The organism is Curtobacterium sp. C2H10, assembly GCF_025407985.1.
Classification (GTDB): domain Bacteria; phylum Actinomycetota; class Actinomycetes; order Actinomycetales; family Microbacteriaceae; genus Curtobacterium.
In genome coordinates this window covers 1-18,906 of sequence record NZ_JABXGF010000026.1, presented here as the reverse complement: position 1 = coordinate 18,906, position 18,906 = coordinate 1, and the positions used below count along the sequence as shown (strand labels likewise).

The 18,906-nt window shown below is 72.9% G+C and carries 20 protein-coding genes and 1 tRNA gene; 7 read left to right on the top strand and 14 right to left on the bottom strand.

Features of this window, described 5'->3' with window-relative positions; all coding sequences use genetic code 11:
• Window positions 1-89: 89 nt before the first annotated feature.
• The gene (locus tag HWD93_RS11000) at window positions 90-467 is read right to left on the bottom strand and encodes a holo-ACP synthase (RefSeq protein WP_229085318.1); all 378 of its coding nucleotides are present in this window, start codon (window positions 465-467) and stop codon (window positions 90-92) included.
• 103 nt (window positions 468-570) lie between these two features.
• Here HWD93_RS11000 and HWD93_RS10995 point away from each other — a divergent pair, with 103 nt between their 5' ends.
• From HWD93_RS10995 to HWD93_RS10985, 3 genes are read left to right on the top strand one after another with little or no spacing between them, the layout of a single operon-like run.
• Window positions 571-1,623 carry a hypothetical protein gene (locus tag HWD93_RS10995; RefSeq protein ID WP_261646842.1) on the top strand — a complete coding sequence of 351 codons (1,053 nt, stop codon included), beginning with the start codon at window positions 571-573 and terminating at the stop codon, window positions 1,621-1,623.
• Window positions 1,620-3,194: a CoF synthetase gene (locus HWD93_RS10990; protein ID WP_261646841.1), complete on the top strand. Its 1,575-nt coding sequence runs from the start codon at window positions 1,620-1,622 to the stop codon at window positions 3,192-3,194. Before HWD93_RS10995 ends, HWD93_RS10990 begins: the two co-directional genes overlap by 4 nt.
• Window position 3,195: 1 nt before the next feature.
• Window positions 3,196-3,849 (top strand): hypothetical protein, encoded by a 654-nt coding sequence (locus HWD93_RS10985; protein WP_261646840.1) that lies wholly within the window; start codon window positions 3,196-3,198, stop codon window positions 3,847-3,849.
• Window positions 3,850-3,903: 54 nt separating this feature from the next.
• Here the strand turns inward: HWD93_RS10985 and HWD93_RS10980 are convergent, their stop codons facing one another.
• The 5 genes from HWD93_RS10980 to HWD93_RS10960 form a co-directional block, all read right to left on the bottom strand.
• The gene (locus tag HWD93_RS10980) at window positions 3,904-4,464 is read right to left on the bottom strand and encodes a hypothetical protein (protein ID WP_261646839.1); all 561 of its coding nucleotides are present in this window, start codon (window positions 4,462-4,464) and stop codon (window positions 3,904-3,906) included.
• On the bottom strand, window positions 4,461-5,441 hold the full coding sequence (locus HWD93_RS10975; RefSeq protein ID WP_261646838.1) for an aldo/keto reductase: 981 nt from the start codon (window positions 5,439-5,441) through the stop codon (window positions 4,461-4,463). The genes HWD93_RS10980 and HWD93_RS10975 overlap by 4 nt, the downstream gene beginning before the upstream one ends.
• A 35-nt stretch (window positions 5,442-5,476) precedes the next feature.
• Entirely contained in the window at window positions 5,477-6,004 is a 528-nt protein-coding gene (locus tag HWD93_RS10970) for a hypothetical protein (RefSeq protein WP_261646837.1), read from the bottom strand.
• A 224-nt stretch (window positions 6,005-6,228) separates the two neighbouring features.
• Window positions 6,229-7,095: a hypothetical protein gene (locus HWD93_RS10965; protein WP_071294849.1), complete on the bottom strand. Its 867-nt coding sequence runs from the start codon at window positions 7,093-7,095 to the stop codon at window positions 6,229-6,231.
• Window positions 7,095-7,739: a SatD family protein gene (locus HWD93_RS10960; protein WP_071294850.1), complete on the bottom strand. Its 645-nt coding sequence runs from the start codon at window positions 7,737-7,739 to the stop codon at window positions 7,095-7,097. The genes HWD93_RS10965 and HWD93_RS10960 overlap by 1 nt, the downstream gene beginning before the upstream one ends.
• Before the next feature lie 85 nt (window positions 7,740-7,824).
• Here HWD93_RS10960 and HWD93_RS10955 point away from each other — a divergent pair.
• A tRNA-Val gene (locus HWD93_RS10955) sits at window positions 7,825-7,897 on the top strand.
• On the opposite strand, the gene HWD93_RS19620 is transcribed toward HWD93_RS10955, so the two are convergent.
• The 5 genes from HWD93_RS19620 to HWD93_RS10935 form a co-directional block, all read right to left on the bottom strand.
• Window positions 7,857-9,122: a HipA domain-containing protein gene (locus HWD93_RS19620; protein WP_374115158.1), complete on the bottom strand. Its 1,266-nt coding sequence runs from the start codon at window positions 9,120-9,122 to the stop codon at window positions 7,857-7,859. The genes HWD93_RS10955 and HWD93_RS19620 overlap by 41 nt on opposite strands.
• 5 nt (window positions 9,123-9,127) lie before the next feature.
• On the bottom strand, window positions 9,128-9,772 hold the full coding sequence (locus HWD93_RS10950; RefSeq protein ID WP_071294852.1) for a helix-turn-helix transcriptional regulator: 645 nt from the start codon (window positions 9,770-9,772) through the stop codon (window positions 9,128-9,130).
• Between the two features lie 159 nt (window positions 9,773-9,931).
• Entirely contained in the window at window positions 9,932-10,975 is a 1,044-nt protein-coding gene (gene mgrA, locus HWD93_RS10945) for an L-glyceraldehyde 3-phosphate reductase (protein WP_261646836.1), read from the bottom strand.
• Between the two features lie 35 nt (window positions 10,976-11,010).
• Window positions 11,011-12,318 carry a glutathionylspermidine synthase family protein gene (locus tag HWD93_RS10940; protein WP_261646835.1) on the bottom strand — a complete coding sequence of 436 codons (1,308 nt, stop codon included), beginning with the start codon at window positions 12,316-12,318 and terminating at the stop codon, window positions 11,011-11,013.
• Complete coding sequence (locus tag HWD93_RS10935; RefSeq protein ID WP_254789616.1) at window positions 12,318-12,689, bottom strand: tRNA-dihydrouridine synthase; 372 nt, start codon at window positions 12,687-12,689, stop codon at window positions 12,318-12,320. The genes HWD93_RS10940 and HWD93_RS10935 overlap by 1 nt, the downstream gene beginning before the upstream one ends.
• A 112-nt stretch (window positions 12,690-12,801) precedes the next feature.
• On the opposite strand from HWD93_RS10935, the gene HWD93_RS10930 reads away from it, so the two are divergent.
• Window positions 12,802-13,218: a YkvA family protein gene (locus HWD93_RS10930; protein ID WP_261646834.1), complete on the top strand. Its 417-nt coding sequence runs from the start codon at window positions 12,802-12,804 to the stop codon at window positions 13,216-13,218.
• 284 nt (window positions 13,219-13,502) lie between these two features.
• On the opposite strand, the gene HWD93_RS10925 is transcribed toward HWD93_RS10930, so the two are convergent.
• Together HWD93_RS10925 and HWD93_RS10920 are read right to left on the bottom strand one after the other, a co-directional pair.
• The gene (locus HWD93_RS10925) at window positions 13,503-15,899 is read right to left on the bottom strand and encodes an excinuclease ABC subunit UvrA (protein ID WP_261646833.1); all 2,397 of its coding nucleotides are present in this window, start codon (window positions 15,897-15,899) and stop codon (window positions 13,503-13,505) included.
• A 147-nt stretch (window positions 15,900-16,046) separates the two neighbouring features.
• Complete coding sequence (locus HWD93_RS10920) at window positions 16,047-16,724, bottom strand: hypothetical protein (protein WP_261646832.1); 678 nt, start codon at window positions 16,722-16,724, stop codon at window positions 16,047-16,049.
• Between the two features lie 109 nt (window positions 16,725-16,833).
• Between HWD93_RS10920 and HWD93_RS10915 the strand changes: the two genes are divergently transcribed.
• Entirely contained in the window at window positions 16,834-17,253 is a 420-nt protein-coding gene (locus HWD93_RS10915) for a VOC family protein (protein ID WP_070418740.1), read from the top strand.
• Here the strand turns inward: HWD93_RS10915 and HWD93_RS10910 are convergent.
• A complete protein-coding gene (locus tag HWD93_RS10910) occupies window positions 17,234-18,181 on the bottom strand; it encodes an isoprenylcysteine carboxylmethyltransferase family protein (protein WP_261646831.1) in 948 nt (315 codons plus the stop codon). The two genes, HWD93_RS10915 and HWD93_RS10910, sit on opposite strands and share 20 nt — an antisense overlap.
• A 152-nt stretch (window positions 18,182-18,333) precedes the next feature.
• Here HWD93_RS10910 and HWD93_RS10905 point away from each other — a divergent pair.
• The coding region (locus tag HWD93_RS10905; protein ID WP_306577155.1) for a DapH/DapD/GlmU-related protein at window positions 18,334-18,906 on the top strand (573 nt) is incomplete at its 3' end.

The window sequence follows — 18,906 nt, the reverse complement described above, 5'->3', positions numbered from 1 at the left end:
GGCCCGGAAAGCCGCCGTGCGGGTGCGTGAAACCGCACGCGCCGCGCCGGACCTGAGTGCCCTGACAGGGAGCGACCCAGGGGGCTGCGTCAGCGCTCGGAGAGGGCGACGGCGGTGGCGATCGCCAGTCCCCGTTCGTGGGACAACGAGACCGCGATCGACGTGCAGCCGACCGCCTCGGCGAGCTCCGCCGCACGACCGGTCAGCTCGACGACGGGGGCGCCGACGGCATCGAGCACGACGGCGACGTCGGTCAGCGGGACGGCGTCCGACCGCTCCGGCCGGAGCAGTTTCAGCACGGCCTCCTTGCCGGCGAATCGGGCGGCGAGGCGCTCCGGGTCGTCCCCGGCGTCGGCGCGCTCCTGCCGGGTGAAGACCCGGGCGAGGTAGCGCTCGCCGTGCGCGGTGATCCCGGCGATCACGTCCTCGACCGCGGCGAGGTCGGTGCCGGTCCGGATCGTGGCCATGGGCCGAGCGTACGCGGGCTCGGGGAGCACTGCATTCCCCGGACGGCATGGGCGTCACCGGGCGTTCGTATGATCGACCGCAGAGACCACCGAGGGGGAACCGATGGCATCACCGTGGACGGGCATCATCGAGGACGCGCGGCACTACCCGTCGCCGCACAACTCGCAACCGATCGTCGTGCGCGTCGAGGACGACCGCACCGCGACCGTGTTCTACGACCTGCGCAGGGGGTTGCCGGCCGAGTCGTTCGGCATCCCGTTCGGCCACGTCTGCGCCGGGGTGTTCCTGGCCGGGCTCGACGTGGTGGCCCGCGCGCACGGGTTCACCGTGCAGGAACGGCTGGACCACGCCGAGATGGACTTCGCGCGGCTGGACGCCGGCGTCGGTTCCGGCGCGGCCGACGACCACCTGCACCGACTGGGCACGGTCGCGTTGCGTCCGCGCGCCGCGACGGCGGACGACCGGGAGGCGCTGGCCCGCTTCCTCGCACGGCGCACCTCGCGCAGGCCCTACGACGCGACCCTGGTGGACGAGTCCGCGATCCGGGCTGCGGCCGCCATCGCGTCGGCGGCCGGCCAGCGCTTCCGCACCACCGCCGACCGGGCCACCGTCGACGAGATCGTCCGGGTCAACCAGGAGACCCTGTTCGACGACCTGCAGCACGACGCCGTGCACGACGAGATCCTGCACTGGCTGCGGTTCTCGAAGCGGCAGGCGGCGGAGTCGGGTGACGGGCTGTCGGCGGAGACGATGCTCATGCCCGGCCCGGTGCTGCGGTTCGCGATGGAGCACCGCGGGCTCTGGGAGGCACCCGGCGTCGGTGGGGTCTTCAAGCGCGTGTACCTGTCGACGATGCGCGGCGTCCGGCAGCTCGGGTGGCTCGAGGGACCGTTCTCGTCGCCGGCGGACTACGTCGAGGCCGGACGCACCTTCATGCGGATCTGGCTCGAGCTCACGGCACGGGGCGTCGCCCTGCACCCGTTCGGCACCGTGATCACGAACCCGCGGTCGCACGCGGCGTTCGTCGAGCGCGCCGGCGTCGACGAGTCCGACGGTCGGATGGCCTGGATGCTCTTCCGCTTCGGCCACAGCGCACCGCCACCGCTGGCGCACCGCCGACCCGCGGCGGCGATGACGATCGGGGGTGCCCGGTGAAGCGCGCGGCGGTGTTCTCGGTGGTCTGGGTCGTCGAGACGGTCGTGGCGCTGTTCATGCCGCGCGTCGGCACGCACAAGCTCCTGCTCACGCCGGGCATCGAGCCGCTCCGCTGGACCCTCGGACGCTGGCGTGCGTGGCGGACGGCCGAGCGGGCTGCGAAGCGGGTGCCCGCGTACGGGGCGTTCCTGGCGGAGGCGGGGCGTGCCTCCCGTCTGGACACCCGCGGCGGCATCGCCGCAGCGATCTCGGGGCTGCCCGAGATGGACAAGGAGTCGTACGTCAAGCGGTGGAGCATCCCGGAGCGCTGCGTCGACGGTCGGCTGCCACGGCGCGGGGTCGTCGTCGACGAGTCGAGCGGATCGAGCGGCACGCCGACGAGCTGGGTGCGCGGCCCCGACGAACGGCAGGCGACCCGGCAGCTGCTGCAGCTCGGGTTCTCGCGGACCGCGAAGGACCTGCCGAAGCAGCCGTTCGTGCTCAACGCGTTCTCGCTCGGCGCCTGGGCCACCGGCATGAACGTGACGGCATCGCTCACCGAGTCGTCGATGATCAAGTCGATCGGGCCGGACCGCGACAAGATCGTGCAGACGATGCGCGAGTTCGGCACCGACTTCACGTACATCATCTGCAGCTACCCGCCGTTCCTGAAGGCACTGTTCGAGGACGACCGGCTCGACTGGAGCGAGTACACGATCGTCGCGGCGTTCGGCGGCGAGGGCATCAGCGAGAACATGCGCGCGCACATCGAGCAGTACGCGCAGGCCGTGCTCGGGTCGTACGGGGCGAGCGACCTCGAGATCAACCTCGGGATCGAGACTCCGTTCAGCGTGCAGCTGCGTCGGGCGATCGCGGCGTCGCCGGAGCTCTCCGCCGCGCTGACGAAGCAGGGTGAGTACGGCGTGCTGCCGATGGTGTTCCAGTTCAACCCGTTCGGCTACCTCATCGAGACGAACGAACTCGGCGAACTCGTCGTCACGATCACCCGGTCCGAGAACATCAGCCCCCGCATCCGGTACAACATCCACGACCGCGGGCACGTCGTGCGGATGCGCTCGCTGCGCCGGACCCTGCGCGAGCACGGGTTCGACGACCTCGCCGACGCCGCCGAGCTCGACCTGCCGCTGCTGTTCCACTACGGGCGATCCGACCTGTCCGTCGACTACAACGGGGCGGTCGTCGCGCCGGACGTCGTGCGCGACGTGGTCTACGGCGACCCGGCGCTGCTCGAGGCCGTCGAGAACCACCGGCTGATCAGCTACGAGGACGACCGGGGCGACCGGCAGCTGCACATCGCGTTCCAGCTCGCGTCCGGCGCATCGGGGTTCGACGCCGACGGTGCTCGAGGCGCGGTGGTCGCCGAACTGCGGCGGTTGAACAAGGACTTCTCGAACGCGATCCGGACGGCGCCGCCGGGCACGCTGCCGACCGTGGCGTTCTACCCGTACCGCACCGGACCCTTCCGCGAGGACGGCCGCAAGCTCAAGAACGAGTACGTGTGGCAGCTGCCGGCCGGTTCGGTGGACGAGTGGGACCTCGACCTGGCGTGGACCGCCCCGAAGGAGGCGTGAGGTGCCACGGGACCGTCGGGCGTGGCTGGAGCGGCTGCGGGACGGCCGCTTCGTCGACCCGGTGCCGCTCCGTGTGGCGAGCCTCGTCGCGGTGTCGGTCGGGACCGCAGCGTGCGTCGCGTTCCACACCGAACCGACGATCAGCGCGATCGCGGCCTCCGTCATCATCACGGGCGTGGTGGTGGTCGTGCCGAACCTGTGGTTCCCGTACGCCGACCGCGCGACGGTGCGGCGGGTGCACGAGGTCGGTGGGCGCCCCGTCCGGCTCTGGTTGCCGGTGCGACGATGGGCATCCGGACAGCGCGCCGTCGGCGTGCCGGCGTCATTGCCGGTGGTGTGGACGGTCGACGACGCGGGCCTGCACGGGTGGGCGCCCGAGGAACCGGAGCCGGTGTCGACCGTGCGGTGGTCGGACGTGACGTCGATCGACGTGGGCGAGTACCGGCCGCCGTGGTACCCGACGTTCACGATGTCGTGCCTCCGCCTCGAGACCGTCCACGGGCCGGTCCGACTGCGTGCTCGGTACGGCCTCGGGAGCGTCGGCGGCGGCTCGGACCGGCACGACCGCGAGCTGGTTCGCGCGCTCCGGGCCGTGCACCCTCCGGAGCCGCGACCGGTCCCGCGGGGGAGCGCGCTCGGTCTGCCGGGCGACTGAGGGCGCGGGGCGGCGTCGCCTGACGCGGCGTCGCCGGGCGTGTCGCGGTGCGGGTCAGCGGTACTGCGGCGGCCAGTCGAAGGGTGGCGGCAGGTGCGGGACCTCGCCGATCGTCGTGACGTCGAGCACGACCTCGCGGCGGTTCGTCAGCGCGATGGAGCGCGGGTCGCCGATGAACCTGCGGCCGTCGACCCACACCGTCAGCTCGCCACGGAGCCCGCCCACGTGTGCGGGGCCGAGCGAGACGCCCCACTCGTCGAAGAACTGCCCGAGCGTGAAGGGCTGCCGGGTGGGGGACTCGACGTGCAGGATGCCCGAGGTGTCGTGCGTGTGCAGCTGCGCGGCGAACCGTCGGGTGTCCGAGTGCCCGACGTTCGCCGGCACCGTCACGGGGACGTCGCCGTCGAGGATCGTCAGGTGGGTGTGGACGTGCTCGGCGAGTCGCTCGCCCCAGACGTTGCGCAGTCCGGCGTCGTCGGCACGCTCGGCGAGGGCCGTCGGCGCGGGCCACGGGGGAGCGGACCGCGAGGTGCCGTTCGCCGGTGCCGTCCCGCCCGCGATGAGCGCCAGGACCGTGAGGGCCGCGAGCGCTGCGCCGACGGCCGCCGGCTTCACCACCGGTCGTGCACGGCGGCGCGGAACCACTCGTCGTACAGCTCGCGGACGGTCTCGTCGAGGCCCGGCACCTCGGGCAGCGAGCCCGCACCGGCGTTCGACCGGGCCTGCTCGGGGTTGCGTGCGCCGGGGATCGCCGCGGTCACGCCGTCCTGGGCGATGATCCACGCGAGCGCCGCCTGCGGGACCGAGACACCGTCGGGCAGCGATGCCGCGAAGGCCTGGGCAGCGCGTACCCCGTCCTCGAAGTCGACGCCGCTGAAGGTCTCGCCCTGGTCGAACGCCTCGCCGTGGCGGTTGTAGTTGCGGTGGTCGCCCTCGGCGAAGGACGTGTCCGCCGTGTACTTGCCGGACAGCAACCCCGATGCCAGCGGGACGCGCGCGAGGATGCCGACCCGCGCCTCCTGGGCCGCCGGCAGCACGCGGTCGAGCGGCTTGAGACGGAACGCGTTGAGGATGATCTGGACGGTGGCGACGCCGGGGCGGGCGATCGCGGTGAGGGCCTGGTCGGCGGTCTCGACGCTGACGCCGTAGGCGGCGACCGAGCCGTCGGCGACGAGCGCGTCGAGGGCGTCGTACACGGCGTCGTCGGCGACGACCTCGGTCGGTGGGCAGTGCAGCTGGACGAGGTCGAGGGTGTCCTGCCGCAGGTTCCGGCGCGAGCGGTCGACCCACTCGCGGAAGTTCGCGGCGACGTAGTTGGACGGGACCTGGTCGGCGCGACGGCCCATCTTCGTCGTGACAGTGAGCGGGACGTCGGGGTTGGCCGTCCGCCACGCGCCGATCAGCTGTTCGCTCCGGCCGTCGCCGTACACGTCGGCGGTGTCGAACAGCGTGACGCCGGACTCGACGGACGCGTCCATGACGGCGTTCGCGTCGGCGTCGGAGACCGGGCCCCAGTCACCGCCGAACTGCCAGGTGCCGAGGCCGACGACGGACACGGGGCGGCCGGTACGGCCGAGGGTGCGACTCTGCATGACGGCGAGCGTACCCAGGACGGTGCCGGGCGGGATCAGGCGGGGGTGGCGACGCCGCGGCCGAGCAGTCGTTTGGCGGCCCGGGCGCGGGGGATCACCCAGAGTGCGCTCCACAGGCCGAGGCCGATCCAGAGCAGGATCAGCATCGTCGTGATGACCGGTCCGTGCTGGTCCCGCATCGACCAGGTCATCAGGATCCAGATCGTCGAGAGGACGATCTTGCCCCAGCCGGCGACCTCGCGCTCGGCCTGGGCCTGCACGAGGGGGATCCACTCGGCGGCCGGCACGGTCGGGGGCACCTCGCCCTCGAGCACCCAGTTGCGGACGACGACGCTCCGGTCGTACCCGCCCTCGGCGCGCCAGGAGCGGAGCTGCAGGACGACGGCGATCGCGATGCCCACCGCTGCCGCCGGGACACCGAGGCCGACGAGGAGGGCCGGGGTCGGTTCCGTCCACGACGACGCCACGAGGACGACGAGCACGACGGCGAAGGCGGCACCGGTCGCACCGGCACCGAGCAGCCGCAGGCGGCCGGCCTCGTCGAGGACTCCGACTCCGTTCACGGGGATGACGCTACCCGGCGACGACCGGGATCTCCCGGGGCGGCCGCTGTGCATCGACCCGTGGCGTCGGCGGGGCGCTGGCGGCGGTGCGCTGGCGGCGTCGAACCACGGATCCGACATCGAACCGGGACCCGGCGGTTGTTCGATGTCGGATTCGTGCTTCGACGGGGGAGCGCGGTGCCCGGGGACGCGGGTCACGGGTCGCGCGGGACGCGGCGCGAGCCTCAGCCCTGTGCGAGCAACCAGCACATGCCGGCCGCGGCGAACGCCATCGCCCAGCTCACCAGGCTGCCGATGAGGAAGTACTCGGCCTGGTACCCGGTCGTCTCGCGGCGGATCTCCGGGAAGCGGACGATGCCCTTGGCCGCGATCAGCGCCGCGACGACGGGGAACGCCCCGACCAGCGAGAACCCGGCGAGCAGCAGGCGCTCGATCGGGCCGATCATGCGGCCGCCCTGCAGCAGGACCGTGCCCGCGCCGGTGTCGTCGTCGCCTGCAGGCTCGGCGTCGCGGGCATCCCGTCGGGGTCGTCGTGCGAACAGCCGTCGCCCCCGGCCGTCCTCGACCGTACGCCCGACGGTGTCGGGGGATAGCCCCGGCGGGAGGGCCTGGGCGACGACGACGTTGGCCGAGTCGACCAGGAACAGCGCTGCTCCGACGCCGCCGACGATCGCGGCGAGCGGGACGGCGGCGACGAACGCCGGCGCGGAACCGCGCTGCCACTCGACGACGAACCCCGAGGGATCGACGGACGGGACCGTCAGCAGCAGCACGGCGAGCGCGACCGCGAGCAGGACCGACGGCCACGAGCCCGAACGGCGCCACCAGACCCGTGGCGGCGTGGTCGACGGCCGGGCGTCGGTCGGCCGCACCGGCGTCGTCGTGGCGATCCACAGGGCGGCGAGCACGATCGCGGTGGCCACCGCCCCGACGGGGAGGCCGAGGCCCGGCACGGCGACGACGGCCATCCCGATCCACAGCAGCAGGACCACGATCACGGTCAGGACGCGGCGTGGTGCGGCGTCGGTGCCGGTCCGGGTGCGCACGACGTCGGCCGTCCCGATCAGGGCGAGGAGGACCCCGGCGAGCATCAGCGGCCCCCGTCCCCGAGGACCCGCAGGCCCTCGACCAGTGCGGCGACGCCCGACTTCTGCACGGACTGGGAGACCGCCGACGGGGTGATGCCCTCCTCAGCAGCGATCTGCGCCTGGGTCCGGCCCTGGACCAGCCCGAGGGCGATCCGCCGTGCACGCGGGGTCAGGCGCGCGACGACGTGGTCGCGGCTCAGGAAGTAGGCGTTCACGAGTCGCTCCGTCGGTCCGTGGCGGTCCTCGGCGTCGTGGTACCAGGCCCGGAGGAACGCGGTCCGGCCGTCCTCGCGCCGGTGGGTCTCGTTGATGGCGTCGCGTGCGGACCACCACCCGGGGCCGTCCTGCAGGGGACCGACCGCACCCGCGCCGATCGTCTGCACCGTGCCGCGCCCGATCCCGAACCGGATCTGCACGGTCGGCGGCAGTGCGAGGATCGCGGCCGTGGTCGCGACGAGTGCGTCGGTCAGCGTGGCGTAGATCACCTGGAACTCATCGCCGACGGTGGCGCGCAGCGGATCGACCGCCTCGACCGCTGGGGTACCGTCGAAGGCGCGCTCGACGTCGCGCTGGGCCGCTGCGCGGTCGTCGAGGGTGCGGGAGTCGACGAGGTCGACGATCACCGCGATCACGGGGTCGGAGTGCACGTGTTAAGGATACGACTTCACATCGCCGAAAGTAAGCCTGTGGCTGAACATCGGGCGGGTGTCCGACGCCGTAGACTCGACGTGAGGGCCTTTAGCTCAGCTGGTAGAGCGCCACGTTTACACCGTGGATGTCGTCGGTTCGATCCCGGCAGGGCCCACCGTTCCCGGCGTGGTGCGCGTCGCGCGCGGACCCGCGATCTTCGCCGTCTGCTCGGCGACGAGTCCGCGCATCCGAGTGGCCTGGTCGTCGTCGAGGTCGTTCCAAGCGGTGTCGATCCGGTCGGCGACGTCGTCGTACACCCGTTGCACCTCGACGCGGGCGCGGTCGACGTCCAGGCCGGACTGATCGGCGAGCTTCGACCAGTGGTCGAGTGTCAGCTCCTGCGTGTACTGCGCGCCACCGATGCGCATCGCGAGCTGCTCGTCGTACCCGGGCCAGAGGCGCGTGGGCAGGGCGTCGTAGAGCGGCGCGAGTTCCACCCCCGCCGGTCGGAGCAGGACCGAGTAGTTCTTCGCGTGCGCGTCAGCGTTGCCGATCGCTGCGTTGAACGCGGCCTGCCGGAGGAAGTCGTGCGCGGCCGTGCCCGACGCATCGTGCTGCAGCAGGAGCTGGAGGATCGGCTTCGCTCCGATGCGGTACTTGTCGGCACCGGACCTGCCGAGTGCCTGTGCGAGGTCCTCCATGTGGAGTCGCGCGGCGAAGCCGGACGGTTGCGGTGCCCGGTCGAAGCGCTCAACGAGGTACGCCTGCTCGCCGACCACGTCGAGCACGTCGGCTCGCGGGGCGACGATGCCGATGTCCGCTGCCAGGCGCTCGGCCGCGACCTCTGCATGCTCGGCTCCCCGGTTGGCGGAGAACGCCGGCTTGATGATGTGCGTCGACGGGACCGACGCGTTCGGCCAGAACCAGGTACCGGCGACGTTCGCGAGCGCGAACTTCGGCTGCGTACCGGCGAGAGAGAACCGGGCCGGGTCGCTCCGCTCCCACCAGCGATCCGGATCGTCGTGCAGGCTGCTGATCCGGAACGCGATCGCGTCGTCGTCGGCCAGCAGCAGCGCGGTGGCCGCCGGCTGCGGCAACTCCGGTGCGGGGAGGAGCACCAGCCCGCCGGCGACGTCGCCGCCGACCTCTTCGAGGAGGTCGAACGTGCTCGTCGAGCGGGCTCCGGTGACGCGACGCATCCAGTCGCGGGCTTCGGGCCGATCGGGCAGGAGGTTGTCGAGGAACCGGCCCGGTGCCCGGTCGGAGATCTTGCCGTCCCGGGGCAGGGACAGCGACACGGGTGTGTCCGGGGCGGCATCGTCGTAGCGGAGCGTGATCCGGCCGCTCCCGTCGACGGCGAACTCGCCGACGTACTGCCCTTCGAGCCAGGCGTGGAGCACCCGGTTCACGCGGAGTCCCGGACAGCTCCGGTGGGCAACGCCAGGGGGTGCACGTCGAGCGCGTTCACGACCCGGAGGACGGTGAGCATGGTGTCGACCTGCCGCCCGGTCTCGACGGCGGCGACGTCACCGGGTGTCGTGCCGGCACGGTCGGCCAGTTGTGCGCGGCTGAGGCCGTGGATCGCCCGTTCGTCGGCGACGACCCGCGCCAGGCGCTCGGGCGAGTTGAGGTACCGCCGCTGTGGTCGGGCGAGACGGTCGGCGACGACGTCGTCCTGGTGTTCCAGTGCCGCCCGGACCAGGAGTTCTCCGAGCGTGAAGCCCGTCGGGACTTCCGCTTCGCGGAACCACGCCCGGATGAGCGCTGCCGGTCGGTCGGAGGCGCGGAGCCGGCCGAGGTACGCGGCGATGCGTCGGCGGTCGGACCCGGTCACCTCACGGACGGTCTGGTCGCTCAGTGCACGGAGGAACAGGCGCCGCGTGCGCTCGCTCATCGGTCGGGTGCCGACGGCCGGCGTCGTGGCGACGCCATCGTCGAGGATCCAGGCACGTCCGACCCGTCGTGCCGGGAGACGGCCCTGCTGCGCGAGCGCGCGAGCGCGGCGCGGCGAGATGCCGTGCTGCGCCGCGTACTCGGAGATGGTGGTCACGGGTGCGAATCTACGCCGTGCGGAACAGGAAGTGCAATCGATGACGCATGCCGATCCCGGCAGGGCCCACCGCAGTGCGGACGCGACCGCCTGCGGGACGGGAGGCGCGGCGCGGCCCCGCACCGCGCCTCCCGTCCGCCACCTGGTGACGGTTCCCGCTCAGGAGACCTGACCGGCGCGCGCGCGGGCCCACAGGTCGACGTCCGCGATCCCGACGGAGTGCTCGTCGATGGTGCGGAGCTCCTCGTCGGTGAAGGACGTGTTCGCCAGGGCGGCGACGTTGTCCTCGACCTGGGACACGCGCGAGGCGCCGATGACGAGCGACGTGACCCGCTCGTCGCGGAGCGCCCAGGCCAGCGCGAGCTGCGCGAGGGACTGGCCGCGTGCGGCGGCGAGGTCGTTCAGGGCACGGAGGTGGGCGACCACCTCCGGTGTGATGCTCGACGCGTCGAGGGACTTGCCGGCAGCGGCGCGGGAGTCCTCCGGGACGCCGTCGAGGTACTTGCCGGTCAGGAGCCCCTGCGCGAGCGCGGTGAAGCCGATGACGCCGAAGCCGAGTTCGCTCGCGGCGTCGAGCAGCCCCTCGGTCTCGATCCAGCGGTTCAGCATCGAGTACGAGGGCTGGTGGATGAGCAGGGGCGTGCCGAGGTCGCGCAGGATCGCGGCGGCCTGGCGGCTGCGCTCGGCGTCGTACGACGAGATGCCGACGTAGAGCGCCTTGCCCTGCTGGACCGCGGTGTGCAGGGCGCCCATCGTCTCCTCGAGCGGGGTGGACGCGTCGAGGCGGTGCGAGTAGAAGACGTCCACGTAGTCGAGACCCGTGCGCTGCAGCGACTGGTCGAGGGAGGCGAGGACGTACTTGCGGGAGCCGCCGCCCTGGCCGTAGGGGCCGGGCCACATGTCCCAGCCGGCCTTCGTCGACACGATCATCTCGTCGCGGTACGGCCGGAAGTCCTCACGCATGAGGCGCCCGAAGTTGACCTCGGCGGCACCGTAGGGCGGCCCGTAGTTGTTCGCGAGGTCGTGGTGGGTGATGCCGAGGTCGAATGCGCGGCGGCTCACGGCACGCTGCGTCTCGAAGGCGACGTCGTCGCCGAAGTTGTGCCAGTAGCCGAGCGAGAGCAGCGGCAGGTCGAGGCCGGAGTTCCCGGTACGGCGGTAGGGCATCGTGTCGTAGCGGTCGCTGCTGGCGGTGTAGGTCATGCCGTCCATCGTGGCAGGACGCGCGGCCCCGTCGTTCAGGACGCGGTGATCACGTTCGGCGCGAAGCGGCACCAGTAGTCGGTGATGGGACCGTCGGACTCGCGGATGCCGACGCCGAACGACTCGCCGTCCACCACCCAGGAGCCGAGGACCGGGTGGTTGTGGCCGCGTGACCCGGGGAAGTCCGGCAGCTCGTGGTACTGCTGCCAGACCCGTTCGCCGCCGGTGCCGGCGCGGCGGTACTCCGAGCCGTTCGTCGTCACCGAGCCGTCCGCGCGGTGCACGGCGATGCCGTCGCCCTCGCGCCCGAACACCGGCTTCACGACGAAGTCCGTCATGCCGTTCGGGCCGTCGGCGAACGCCGGCAGCAGGTTCTCGTGGCCCGGGAACAGCCGCCAGAGCGCGACCAGCAGCAGCTTGTTCGACAGGAACATCTTCCACGCGGGCTCGTACCACCGGCCGAGGCGGCCGCGGTCGCTGACGAGGAACGCGCCGAACTCCTGGTCGCCCTCGGCGCGGTCGTCCCCGGAGACGAGGTCCTCCCACGGGTAGAGCTTGAACAGGTTCCGGATGACCGGGTACTGCGTGCCGTCCTCGTCGCCGGGCAGCGTGAAGACGCTCCGCGACGAGCCGACGGGCTCGGCGTTGCCCACGAACTGCCGGGCGACCGCGTGCCACCCGATGTCCTTCATCTCGATGCCGGTGTGCTCCCACCCGGCCTCGCCGGCGAGGTCCCGCATGTACGCGACGGTGTTCCAGTCCTCGCCGGCGGTGTCGAGGTCGGAGTGGGCGACGAAGAGCCGGCCGCCCTCCTCGGCGCGGAGCGATGCGTGGAGCAGGGTGCGCCAGCGGGCGACCATCGCCTCGTGGATGCCGTTCCACTGGTCGGTGTCGGCGGGGAGCGACCCGTCGGCGATGCGGTCCTGCAGCCAGTGCCACTGCGTGACCGAGGCCTCGATGAGCCCGGTGGGGGTGTCGCCGTTGTACTCGAGCATCTTCGCGGGGGAGCCGTCGCCCGCGTACGCCAGGTCGAAGCGGGCGTACACGTCCGGTTCGCCCTGCTCGAGCGACCACGCTGCGAGGTCGAAGCCCTCGCGGGTGAGCCCGAGGGTGCCGAGTTCGCCAGAGGCCAGGTACCAGGCGGCCTCGAGGCACATGCGGTGCAGCTCCTCGGTCTGCCGTTCGAGCGCCTCGACCTCGGGCAGCGTGAACACGTACGCCGCGCCGTCGTTCCAGTACTCGACCGCGGTGCCGTCCTCGCGCACCGACCGTGAGTAGATGAGGCCGGTCTGCTGGATCCGTCGCTGCCACTCCGGGCGCTCGGTGAACTCGACGCGCTCCATCAGCCGCCGAACCCGCCGTGCTCGCCGGACCCGCCGAAGCCGCCCTTCGTCACCGAGCTGCCGCGGGACGAGATGCCCGACTCCGCGGTCTTGCCCGACGGGAGGCTGGCGGTGCCGCCCGACACGGCGTCGCCGACGGCGGGGACCTTCGTCGCGCGGCTGCCGCTGAGCGGGAGGTAGTACCAGCCGGCGTGCCCGCCGTGGTTGTTGCAGTCGTCGTCCGGCAGGCGCTTCTGCGTCGAGTTGTCGCGGCAGATCTTCGCGTAGTCGCTGTCGACCCCGGACCCCTCCCCGCAGCCGGTCAACGACGCGGCGAGGGCTGCGACGACCCCGATCGAGACGACACGGGACGCGCGACGACGAACACTCACGAACGGGAACAGTACCGGGGCAGGCGGCACCGTTCCGGCTCGACACCGCCTTCGCAGCGCGACCTGTCCGTTCGCTCAGCTCCCGCGACACCGCGTCCGCCATGCTCGGGGCATGGAGTGGTGGTCGGTCGTCGTCGCGATCGTGGGCGGGTTCGTCATCGTGTGGGGCGTCGTGGTGATCGCCCTGGTGGTCGCCGCACGTCGATCGGGTGACGGCCTCCGGCTGGTCGAGGCGCTCCGGCTCGTGCCCGACGTCGTCCGGCTGGTCCGGCGGCTCGTCGCCGACCCGACGGTGCCGCGGGGTGTGCGCGTCGCCCTCGTCGTACTCCTCGGGTACCTGCTCCTGCCGATCGACCTCGTGCCGGACTTCGTGCCGGTGATCGGGTACCTCGACGACGCGATCGTCGTCGCGCTCGTGCTCCGGTTCGTCACCCGGCGGGCCGGTGCGGTGGCGTTGGATCGGCACTGGCCGGGTACGCCGGAGGGGCTGCGTGCAGTGCGCGCCGCGGTGGGGCTGTCGGGGTCGTGACCGTCCCCGCGACGGAGAGCGGTCGGCCAGTCCGGCCGGCCATCGCGAGCCGCGGATCAGACGGTCCGGCGCGTCGCGACCGCGGCCCCCACGACCGCGGTCGCGGACGACCGGACTCCCCACACACCGCTCAGCATGCTCCGGTCGCCCCGCGGGTGCATCCTCCGGAGGGATGAAAAGCTGATGGCCACTCAGCGAGCGCTGCGGCTCTCGACCCACACCGGGTCGGACTGGAGGCGCGGTTCGGGCCCGCACCGCGCCTCCAGGCCGTCACCCGCTCGCGTTCACCGCCCCAGCTGCGCGCGCAGGTAGGGAGCGGTCCGACTCGTGGCGGACGCCGCGACCGCGGCCGGCGTGCCGGCGGCGACCACCTGCCCGCCCGCGTCCCCGCCGGCGGGACCCATGTCGATGACGTGGTCGGCCGCCGCGACGACGTCCATGCTGTGCTCGACGACCACGACCGTGTTGCCGGCGTCCGTGAGCCGCGACAGCTGCTCGGACAGCAGCTCGACGTCGGCCGGGTGGAGGCCGGTGGTCGGCTCGTCGAGCAGGTAGAGCGTGTGGCCGGACCGGGCGCGCTGCAGTTCGGTGGCGAGCTTGATGCGCTGCGCTTCGCCGCCGGACAGCTCCGGGGCGGGCTGCCCGAGTCGGAGGTAGCCGAGACCGACCTGGCGCAGCGTCTCGAGCCCGCGCGCCGCGGCCGGGAGGCCGGCGAGGAACGGTGCCGCCTCGTCGACGGTCATGCCGAGCACGTCGGCGATGCTCGCGCCGTCCCACCGGACCTCGAGCGTCTCGGCGTTGTACCGGGCACCGTGGCACTCCGGGCACGGTGCCCAGCTGCCGGGCAGGAACAGCAGCTCGACGGAGACGGACCCCTCGCCCTGGCACACCTCGCACCGGCCGCCCGCGACGTTGAACGAGAACCGTCCGGCGCCCCAGCCGCGCTCCCGTGCGGCATCGGTGGCGGCGAAGGCCTGGCGGACGGCGTCGAACAGGCCCGTGTAGGTGGCGAGGTTCGACCGGGGCGTGCGGCCGATCGGCTTCTGGTCGACCTGGACGACCCGGGTCACGAGCGGGTGCGAGGCGCCCTCGGTGGCCAGGACGCCACCGACGAGCGAGGACTTCCCGGAGCCGCTCACCCCGGTCACCGCGGTGAGGACCCCGAGCGGGACGTCGACGTCGAGACCGTGCAGGTTGTGCAGCGTCACGTCGCGGAGCGCCAGGGTGGCGACCGGGTCCCGCGGCGTGCGGGCGGCAGGTGGGCCGGCCGGGTGGAGGAACCGCCGCGTCACCGACTCCTCGACGTGCTGGAGGCCGTCGACGGGACCGCTGTACAGGACGGTGCCGCCACCGGAGCCCGCGCCCGGCCCGACGTCGACGATCCAGTCGGCCCGTCGGACGATGCTCATGTCGTGCTCGACCACGAAGACGCTGTTGCCGCCGGCGCGGAGGTCGTCGAGCACCTGTACGAGGGACTCGGCATCGGCGGGGTGCAGACCGGCGCTCGGCTCGTCGAGGACGTACACGACACCGAACAACCCGGAGCGGAGCTGCGTCGCGATCCGGAGCCGCTGCGTCTCACCGGGGGAGAGCGTCGGTGTCGACCGGTCGAGCGCGAGGTACCCGAGCCCGAGGCCGAGGAGGACGTCGAGGCGCGTGACGAGGTCACCCGCGATCGCGACGGCCACCTCGGTGTGCTCGCCCGAGGACGCACGGGACGTCGCCGCCGAGGCGTCCGTGATCGCGGCGATCGGCCGGAGCACGTCGGCGAGCGCCGTGATCGGCAGCGCGTTGAGGTCGGCGATGCTGTGCCCGCCGACCGTGACGGCGAGGGCCGCCCGGGTGAGCCCGGTGCCGCCGCACAGGCCGCACGGCCCGGACTCGACGTACTGCAGGGCCTTGGCGCGCTGGGTCTCGCTCTGGGAGTCCGCGAGGGTGTGCAGCACGAACTGTCGGGCGCTCCAGAACCGACCACGGTAGGGCTTGGCGACCCGGTCGCGCTTCGGGTGCACCTCGACCACCGGCTGCTCCTCGGTGAAGAGCAGCCAGTCGCGGTCGGCGCGGGGGAGGTCCCGCCACGGCCGCTCGATGTCGTAGCCGAGCACCGCCGTCACGTCGCGGAGGTTCTTGCCCTGCCAGGCGCCGGGCCACGCGGTGATCGCGCCGTCGCGAATGCTGAGCGAGTCGTCGTGGACCGCGGACGCCTCGGTGACCTCGTGCGCGGTACCGAGTCCGTGGCAGCGGGGACAGGCCCCGGCGGCGGTGTTCGGCGAGAACGAGTCGGACTCGAGCCGGTCGGCTCCCGGCGGGTAGGTGCCGGCGCGGGAGAAGAGCATGCGCATCGAGTTCGACAGGGTCGTCAGCGTGCCCACGGTGGAGCGGGCACTCGGCGCACCGCGGCGCTGCTGCAGGGCGACGGCCGGGGGGAGTCCCGTGATCGACTCCACGTGCGGGGTGGACCCCTGCGCGATGAGTCGCCGGGCGTAGGGCGCGACGGACTCGAGGAACCGGCGCTGCGCCTCGGCGAACACGGTGCCGAACGCGAGGCTCGACTTGCCGGAGCCGGAGACGCCGGTGAAGGCGACGATGCGGTCGCGGGGGATGTCGACGTCCACGTCCTGCAGGTTGTGCTCGCGGGCGCCGCGGACGCGGATGTACTCGTCGGGGCGGGGGTCGGGCATCCTCACGATGCTAGGCCGAGGCGGCTGGGTGCTCGGGTGCCCCGGCGCGCGGGGACCGTCCGGTGCTGGTGGCGGGCGGGAACCGTCCGGTGCTGGTGGCGGGCGGGGACCGACCGGTGCTGGTGGCGGGCGGGGAGCGTCCGGACGTCATCCCGACCGGCGTCGGTCCGCCGCCGCCAGTGCCCGGCGCATCCGCTCCGCGTCGCCGGCCGCCCACCCGCCGGAACTCGCCAGCGGCAACTCCGTCATGTGCCGACGCAGGTGCTCCGGGTAGTCCCGCACGACCCGGTCGGGGTCGTCCCGCACCGTGGCGTACAGCGCGGGGCCGTCCGCGTAGAACAGGTCGGCGACGACCAGCCGGCCGTCCGAGCCGCGCATCACGTTCGCCGGGTTGTCGTCGAGCGGACCCCACCACGGCTGCTCCCGGGCGCCACGCGCGTGCACGGCGTCGATGTGCTCGGCGAGCGCCGCCACGTCCGGCTCCCGTGCACGGATCGACCGGTGGAAGGCAGCCCCCTCGGCCGCGGACACCGGCGCGAGGTACTCCATCACCGTGAGGTCGGACCCGCCCTCGAGCACGCGGTGGTCGACCAGCACGGGGACCTGACGGGTGTGCGCCGCCACGCGGTAGAGCATCGCCGAGTACGGCCCGGCGGGGTCGAACGGGCTGACCCGAGCCGCGAGCCGACCGGAGGGGGAACGGAACGCGCACGCCCAGTCCCCGGTGCCGCACGGCGTCCACCCGAGGCCCTCGAGTGTCCGGACCACGTCGGTCCACGGCATCTCGGCGGTGAGGTGCTCGTCGTACGCGTCGTCGCTGTCCACCGCCCCATCCTGCACGACCCGCCCACGGGCTTCCGCGCGCGCCGACGGTCTGGGACGATCGACGCGACACGGACGACGGCGCCCGTGCACCATCCGCGAGGAGTCCACCATGACCGTCCGACTCAACCCGTACATCGGCCTCCGCGACCAGGCCCGTGACGCGCTCGACTTCTACCACGGCGTCTTCGGCGGCGAACTCACCGTCAACACCTTCGGCGAGGCCGGGATGGCTCAGGACCCCGCCGACGCCGACAAGGTCATGCACGGCCAGCTCGAGGGCGAGAACGGCCTGCTGCTGATGGCCTCCGACGCACCGACCGGCATGGAGGGCCCCGACGTCAGCAACATCTCGGTGTCCCTGAGCGGTGACGACGAAGCAGCCCTCACGCGCTACTGGAACGGGCTCGCCGACGGGGCGAAGACGATCATCGAACCCCTCACGAAGGCCCCGTGGGGCGACACCTTCGGCATGGTCACCGACCGCTTCGGCGTGACCTGGCTCGTCAACATCAGCGGCGCGGCGGGCTGATCGCGTCCGCCGGGGCGCTCGCCGGGATCGGCCACCGGGGGACCCAGCACCGGACGCGTGCGGCGTAGCGCCGGAAGTCGTCGCCGAACCGGTGGTCGAGGTCGGCCTCCTCGAGCGGGCGGACGACGCAGTTCCAGACGATCGACCCGGCGAGCGCGTACACGACGACCATCCACGAGGTGAGCAGGAGCCCGACGGCGACGCCCTGGGCGATGCCGGCGAGCGCCATCGGGTTGCGCACCGAGCGGTACGGACCGGCGATCACGAGCCGGTTCGGCATCGCGGACGGCAGCGGGGTCCCGGCGCCCTGCGTCGACATCGCCGCTGCGGACGCGATGCCGAGCGCACTCGCGGCGACGAGTGCGACGGCTCCGGTGACGACAGCGGTGGTCACGACGCCGTCGGGCAGCGTCGGGTGGAGCTGCCAGCGGTGCTCGGCGGCGGCGATGACGAGCGGCAGGACCCCGAGGAAGAGCCCCCAGAAGACGGTGATCTGCAGGACGGTGCCGAGGACGTGGCGGCGGCGACCCGCGTCGGGGTCGGCGGTGCTGAACCGCAGCGGGCCGGTCGTCAGCCACTCGGTCGGGACCCGGCCGAGCACGACGAGCGCCAGGGCGAGGGCGGACCCGACGGTCGCGCCGATCATCACGAGCACACCGGCACCGGCCTCGGTCGTCGCGGTGGCCCAGACGGCCAGGGCGGCCATGACCAGCGCGGTCCAGCCGGTCGTGACCACCGCGGCGGCGCGACTGCCGGCCGCCGCGAGCGCCGATGCCACGACGAAGAGCGGGACGTCGAACACCGCGACGACGACGGGGTCGAGCGAGCCGAGGGTCGCCGACCGGACCCCGGGGAGGGTGCACACCGCGATCCACCAGAGGGCCCCCGCGACCGACTGGACCGCGAAGTACCGTCGGCCCCAGGACATGCGAGCACGGTAGCAGTGCGGGATCCCGGCAGCGGACACCGCAAGAATCGCGCAACGCCCCGGTCCCCGCGTTGTCGACCGTGCTCGAGCCGACCTACCGTTCCGGCTGTGTGCGAGGACGCACACGTCCCCCTGCGAGACCTGGAGGCGGCATGTCCGCACGCACCGCATCTCCGTCCACGTTCGGCTCACGGCTGCGCGACGACGTCGTCCACGCCCGCGAGTACACGCTGTTCACGCTGCTGCTCGGGTCGCCGTTCCTACCGCGTGCGGTACGCCGGTTGATCGCGTCCGCCGCGGGCGCCGACCTCGCGTCGAGCCCCGGTCCGCTGTTCTCACTGACGGGGGACCCGAAGAACCTCGTGGTTGGCCGGGGCGTGTACTTCAACCGGAACGTCACGGTCGAGGCCGTCGCGCCGGTCCGGATCGGCGACCACACCGCGATCGGGATGCAGGTGCTCGTGATGACGAGCCACCACGAGATCGGCGACGACGGGGCGTGGAGCGAGACCGCCTCTGGCCGATCGGTCGACATCGGCGAGCGGGTCTGGATCGGTGGGCGTGCCGTCGTGCTGCCCGGGACGGTCATCGAGGACGACGTGGTGGTGGCGGCCGGGGCGGTCGTCCGGGGGCGGCTCACGTCCCACGGGGTCTACGCCGGAGTGCCGGCGCGGCGGATCCGTGAACTCGGCGTCCCGGGCGCCGCCCCCGCGCCTGCGGCCGCC

What these genes read in the sequence shown, in the direction of transcription:
- HWD93_RS11000 (WP_229085318.1), bottom strand. Translation starts at nt 467, where the DNA reads ATGGCCACGATCCGGACCGGCACCGACCTCGCCGCGGTCGAGGACGTG.
- HWD93_RS10995 (WP_261646842.1), top strand. Translation starts at nt 571, where the DNA reads ATGGCATCACCGTGGACGGGCATCATCGAGGACGCGCGGCACTACCCG.
- HWD93_RS10975 (WP_261646838.1), bottom strand. Translation starts at nt 5,441, where the DNA reads ATGCAGAGTCGCACCCTCGGCCGTACCGGCCGCCCCGTGTCCGTCGTC.
- HWD93_RS10965 (WP_071294849.1), bottom strand. Translation starts at nt 7,095, where the DNA reads ATGCTCGCCGGGGTCCTCCTCGCCCTGATCGGGACGGCCGACGTCGTG.
- mgrA (WP_261646836.1), bottom strand. Translation starts at nt 10,975, where the DNA reads ATGACCTACACCGCCAGCAGCGACCGCTACGACACGATGCCCTACCGC.
- HWD93_RS10940 (WP_261646835.1), bottom strand. Translation starts at nt 12,318, where the DNA reads ATGGAGCGCGTCGAGTTCACCGAGCGCCCGGAGTGGCAGCGACGGATC.
- HWD93_RS10930 (WP_261646834.1), top strand. Translation starts at nt 12,802, where the DNA reads ATGGAGTGGTGGTCGGTCGTCGTCGCGATCGTGGGCGGGTTCGTCATC.
- HWD93_RS10925 (WP_261646833.1), bottom strand. Translation starts at nt 15,899, where the DNA reads ATGCCCGACCCCCGCCCCGACGAGTACATCCGCGTCCGCGGCGCCCGC.
- HWD93_RS10915 (WP_070418740.1), top strand. Translation starts at nt 16,834, where the DNA reads ATGACCGTCCGACTCAACCCGTACATCGGCCTCCGCGACCAGGCCCGT.
- HWD93_RS10910 (WP_261646831.1), bottom strand. Translation starts at nt 18,181, where the DNA reads ATGTCCTGGGGCCGACGGTACTTCGCGGTCCAGTCGGTCGCGGGGGCC.